The sequence below is a fragment of the Huijunlia imazamoxiresistens genome, from assembly GCF_037132455.1.
In the GTDB taxonomy this organism is placed as follows: domain Bacteria; phylum Bacteroidota; class Bacteroidia; order Chitinophagales; family Chitinophagaceae; genus Flavisolibacter; species Flavisolibacter imazamoxiresistens.
In genome coordinates this window covers 1-5063 of the sequence record NZ_JBBBEI010000064.1, presented here as the reverse complement: position 1 = coordinate 5063, position 5063 = coordinate 1, and the positions used below count along the sequence as shown (strand labels likewise).

Sequence of the window (5063 nt, the reverse complement as noted above, 5' to 3'; positions counted from 1 at the left end):
GATTCGACCGTGGGCTTGTAGCGGTTAAAAGTCAGCAGCGATGGCGCCGTATAATCGAACTGGTAGCTCTGGCCCGTAGTATAGCCGCCGGTCAGGGGATTGCCCACCCGGTCGGCGACGTTGGTGCCGCTGCGCAAGTCGAGCCGCAGGCTGCCGGTACCGGACAGCGCCGTTGCCGTTACGTCATAGGTGGTACCATCGGTACCAAAGGGCGCTACGGCGCCAGCCGCCAGTGTACCGGTGGTGGCGCCGGACAGGGGCGACAGCAGGAAATCCGCAGCATCCACCCCGGTCACCGGCTCCGAGAAGGTGACCCGCCAGGTGACCGAAGTACCATTGGTAAGGCTGGCCGTGGGCAACTGCCGGTTGATGCCGGTGAGGGCAGGAACGGTTTTGTCGATGGCATAGCTGGCACCGGCAGCAAACCCGCCGGCCAGGGAGCTGCCATAGGAGTCGGTGATGCCGGTGCCGCTGGACTTTAGGTCCAGGCGGATCACTTCGGTGGTGGAGATATTGGTCACCGTTACCTCGTAAAGCGAGCCGGTGCCGCCCACCGGCACCACGGCCTCGGCCGCCAGCGAGCCGCTGGAAGAGCCGCCCAGGAAGGTAAGGGTAAAGTCGGCCCGGTCGACGCCGGTCACCGGCTCCGAAAAAGCTACCCGCCAGGTGACGGAGGAGGCATTGGTCTGTTCGGCAGCAGGCAATTGGCGGCTGATGCTGACCACGGTTGCCGGGGGATCGATGGTGTAGGACGGGCCCAGGGCATAGCCGCCGCTCAGCGCATTGCCCACCACGTCCTGCAGCAGGGCCGTGGCGGCAACGTCCAGGCGCACGGTGCTGTGCGAGCTGATGCCCGTGGCGGTCACGTCATAGGTGGTGCCGCTGGTGCCTACCGCCGTCACCGTTCCCGGCGCGCCGGTGCGCACGCCGCTGACGGTGCTCAACGCAAAATCGGACAGGTCCACCCCGCTCACTTTTTCGGAAAACGTCACCCGCCAGGTCACCGCAGTGGTGTTGGTCGTTTCGGCTACCGGCGCTTGCCGGGCAATGCCCGTCACTACCGGCCGGGTCTGGTCCACGTTGAAGGTCTGGCCCGTGGAAAAGCCCCCGGCCAGCCCGTTGGTGGCGATATCCTTTATAGCGGTGCCGCTGGTCTTCACGTCCAGCCGCACCGTACCCGAATTCGATACGTTGCTCACGGTCACGTCCCAGGTGGTGCCGGCCGTGCCTACCGCTACCACTCCATGGATCGAACCGGTGGTGGTGCCGCTGACCGTGTTCAACAGGAAGTCGGTATTTTTCAGTCCCGTTACCGCTTCGGAGAACACCACCCGGTAGGTCAGGTCCGTGGCATTGGTGGTGGCCGAAGGCGATTGCCGGTTTACGCTCACCACCGTGGGCGCAACAATATCCAGCGTATAGCTGTCACCGTTGGTAAAGCCGCCGCTCAACTTATTGGTCGCCACATCGGTGATGCCCGTGCCGCTGCTTTTTACGTTCAGCCGCAATTGCCCGTTGCCGGTCAGCGAAGTTATTTTTACATCATAAGTGGTGCTGTCGGCGCCGGCCAGGGTCACGGCATCCGCCGCGATCACGCCTTTGGCGGTGCCGCTGACGGTGGTCAGCGAAAAGTCGGCCGCATCCACGCCCCTTACGCCCTCGGTAAAGACGGCCCGGTACACCACCGAATTGCCGTTGGTGCTGGTCACTGCCGGGGCCAGGCGGGCAATGCTGCCCACCTTCGGAGGGGCTTTATCCACCAGGAACGCCTGTCCCGTGCTGTAGCCGCCGCAGGCGTTTTTGGCCGCATCCACGATTCCGGTACCGCTGGCTTTCAGGTCGAGCCGCAGCTGGCCGCTGCCGCTGACCGAGGATACTTTTACATCATAGGTGGTGCCATCGGTGCCCACCTTATCCACATCGCCGGACTCTATTTCTCCTTTCACCGTTCCGGAAACGGCTACCAGGCTGAAGTCGGCCACGCCCACCGAGGTTACCTTTTCGGAAAATACCACGCGGTACACCAGGGTGGAGGCCTTGGTCAGCTCCGTCAGCGGTGTCAGGCGGGTAATGCCGGTCACGTAGGGAAGGGTATGGTCCACCTGGATGGTCTGTCCCGTGGTGAAGCCGCCGGAGAGCGGCATGCCGGCCACATCGGTGATGCCGGTGCCGCCCGCCTTCAGGTCGAGCCGCAGGCTGCCCGAGCCGTTCACGGCCACGCGCACGTCAAAGGCCGTTCCCGCCGTACCCACGGGCGTGACGGCCTCGGGGGCGCCGGTGACGCTGCCGTCGATGCGGGTCAGGGCAAAGTCGGCCGCGTCCACGCCGGCCATGGCCTCGGAAAAGGTGGCGCGGAATACCAGGGAAGTGGCATTGGTGAAGGCGGCAGAGGGCGACTGGCGGTTGATGCTCACCACCGCCGGGGCGGTGCGGTCGAGCGTATAGGCCTGCCCGGAAGTATAGCCCCCGCTGAGGGGGTTGCCCACCACGTCGGTGATGCCGGTGCCGCCCGCCTTCAGGTCGAGCCGGAGGGCGCCGGTGCCGCTGATGCCGCTCACCTTCACGTCATAAGCGAGTCCGTCGCCGCCCACCGGCGCCACGGAGGCCACCGACCCGCCCGGTGCACCGCTGGTGGCGGTGACGGCAAAGTCTGGAACATCCACCCCGCTCACCTTTTCGGTAAAAGCTACCCGCCAGGTGACCGAAGCGGCACTGGTGGTGGCCGTTGCCGGCGACTGGCGGGTAATGCCGGCCACCTTCGGCGCGGAGGCATCGGGATACATCGCCAGCTTCATATCGAAAACCATGTCGGGGGTGCCCGGGCTGTTCTGGTGCACCTCCACGGCCAGCACATTGTCGCCCGCCACAAAGAGGTTCTTGCTGATGGTAAAGCTCTTGGAAGAACTGGCGGAGGAAGTGGCCAGGGTTTGATAGCCCACAGCCCCCGAAGGCAAATATTTGCGGTACACTTCCGTGCCGTTGACATATACCGCCACCCCGTCGTCGAACTGCACATGGCCGGTCAGGTAATCGTAGCGGGCGGGATCCTCCAGGTGAATGATTTTACGGAAATAAGTAGTAATGAATTTACTGCCCGAGCCGGGCCCGTAGCTGATGGCGGTGGACAGGCCGCTGGCGCCGTAACCGAATTTGCCGGTGCCGCTTTTCCAGCCGCCATCAGGGAACGAAGCCGTGCGCCAGGCCGTGCCCTGGTCGGTACCGTTATCCAGGTACTTCCAGGAACTTTTGTAGGGCATGAGGACTTCCTGGCCGGGTACGGTTAAAGAGAGCAACAAAGAGCACAGGAAAAGGTAGAAATGGCTTTTCATACTGCTACTGGTTTTAAAAGGATTTAAATCTTACACCATAAGGCAGGATGTATGAGGGAGTTTCTAAGGGCGGGATCATCGGGAGGCCAACAAGAAACAGGAAAGCACTGATTTAGGTAGTCGTAAAACGGATGCGGTAAGGAAATGAGAAAGCCGGGTGTACGGCAAAGAATAATTGTAGTTCAAAAGTAAACCAGCACGTGCAGCCGTGCAATAACCGGCAGGTCTCCGGGCCCTATTCTAATTGCATTCTAATATGGCCAAAGGCGGTCCCATCGACCGCCCATAAAAAAAGGGCGCCGGTGACCGGCGCCCTGTAAGCTGCATAGGCTCAACTGGTTATTTCTCCACGATCAGTTGCACGGTTTTGCTGCCGGTAGCGGTCTGCAGCCGCACCAGGTACAGGCCGCCCGCCAGCCGACCGGCATCGAAGCCGAAGGTGGTGGTGCGCCCCGCTTCCGCCCGGCCTTTATCGAGTACCCCTACCCGGGCGCCCTTGCTGTCGTACAGCACCAGGCGGTACTTTTCCGACTGCGGCAGGGTAAAGCTCAGGGTGATAGGACCCGAGGCGGGGTTGGGAAAGGCCGCCAGCGAGGCATTCCAGCTGTTCCGGGCTGCGGCCCGGGTCGTCAGCACCTCCTGTTCGGAAGGACCGGCGGGGGCGGTAGCGGGCGGCGCAGCGCCCTCATCGCGGGCCAGCACGCCCACGGCCTGCTTCGGATCAAGGTCCTGGTTGGTGGCCAGGATCACCACTTCGCCGTTGGTGGGCTGGTGGGTGCTGGTGGCCTCGTTGAACAGGTACCGGCCGCTGATCAGCGTCTTGGGCAGCCCAAAGGAGATATTGGACAGGGAAGTTTCGCGGTAAATGATGTCGCCGCCTTCCTCCTTGGAACAATAAACGATCCGCAGCTTTTGCGCTTTTTCGTTCAGCACCGCGATGCCCCGGGTGCCTTCGATGGAGGATACCGGGTAGAAGGTCCAGCTGCCCGAAGGGGTGCGTTTGAGCAGCGAGATCTTCGCATAGCCCGGCGAGTCGTAGGAGGTCTTCACCGCGCAATAAAGGGTGCCGTCGCTGGCGCAGAGGATGTTCATGTGGTCGTCGCCAAAACCGTTGCCCCTGCTCTGGGCCTGGCCCGAGGCCGGCTCTTCGTCGGCCGACCACTGGCGCGGGTCATCCCCGTTGTTATGCGTTTTAAAGCCGAAGCGCTGGGTGTTCTGGTTCGACCACAGCACGCCGATCTTGCCGTTCAGGTTGGTGATGGCGCAGATGTCGTCGTCCATAATGCCTTCCGCGATGCGGAACGTATCGCTCCAGTTGGAATAGGGGGCATCGCTCCAGCGTACGTTCACATCGGTTTTCGCTGCCGAGGCCACCCACATGCGGCCGTCGCCGTCGATGGCCAGCGTGGCCGATTCGGCCCCGGAGCCAAAGGGCAGCTCCACTTTCGAAGTGCGCTGGCTCCACAGCTTGTATTTGTCCGTGCCGGCATCGTATTCCACCGACACCAGGTAGGAGTCGTTTTCCGGCTCGAACAGCAGGATATGGACCACGTTGCCCACTACCCGGCAATCGGCATGGACGATCTCCGACGACAACAGCGTCAGCGTAGGGGTCCAGGTGGTGCTGTCGAGGCGGAACAGCTTGGTGCCGCCCGGCGCCGCCAGCACGCTCCACCATTTGCCGGCATGGTACCATACCTTGGCCTGCGGCTTGTCGGCCGTGTTTTTCATGAT

At 62.7% G+C, this 5063-nt stretch carries 2 protein-coding genes; both read right to left on the bottom strand.

Annotation, left to right across the window (positions count from 1 at the left end; translation table 11 throughout):
* Window positions 1–3329: beta strand repeat-containing protein (locus V9K67_RS26700; protein ID WP_414696822.1), on the bottom strand; the 3329-nt coding region annotated here is incomplete at its 3' end.
* A gap of 339 nt (window positions 3330–3668) precedes the next feature.
* Window positions 3669–5063, bottom strand: a 1395-nt coding sequence (locus V9K67_RS26695) for a T9SS type A sorting domain-containing protein (RefSeq protein WP_336728132.1), incomplete at its 5' end; no start/stop codon positions are given.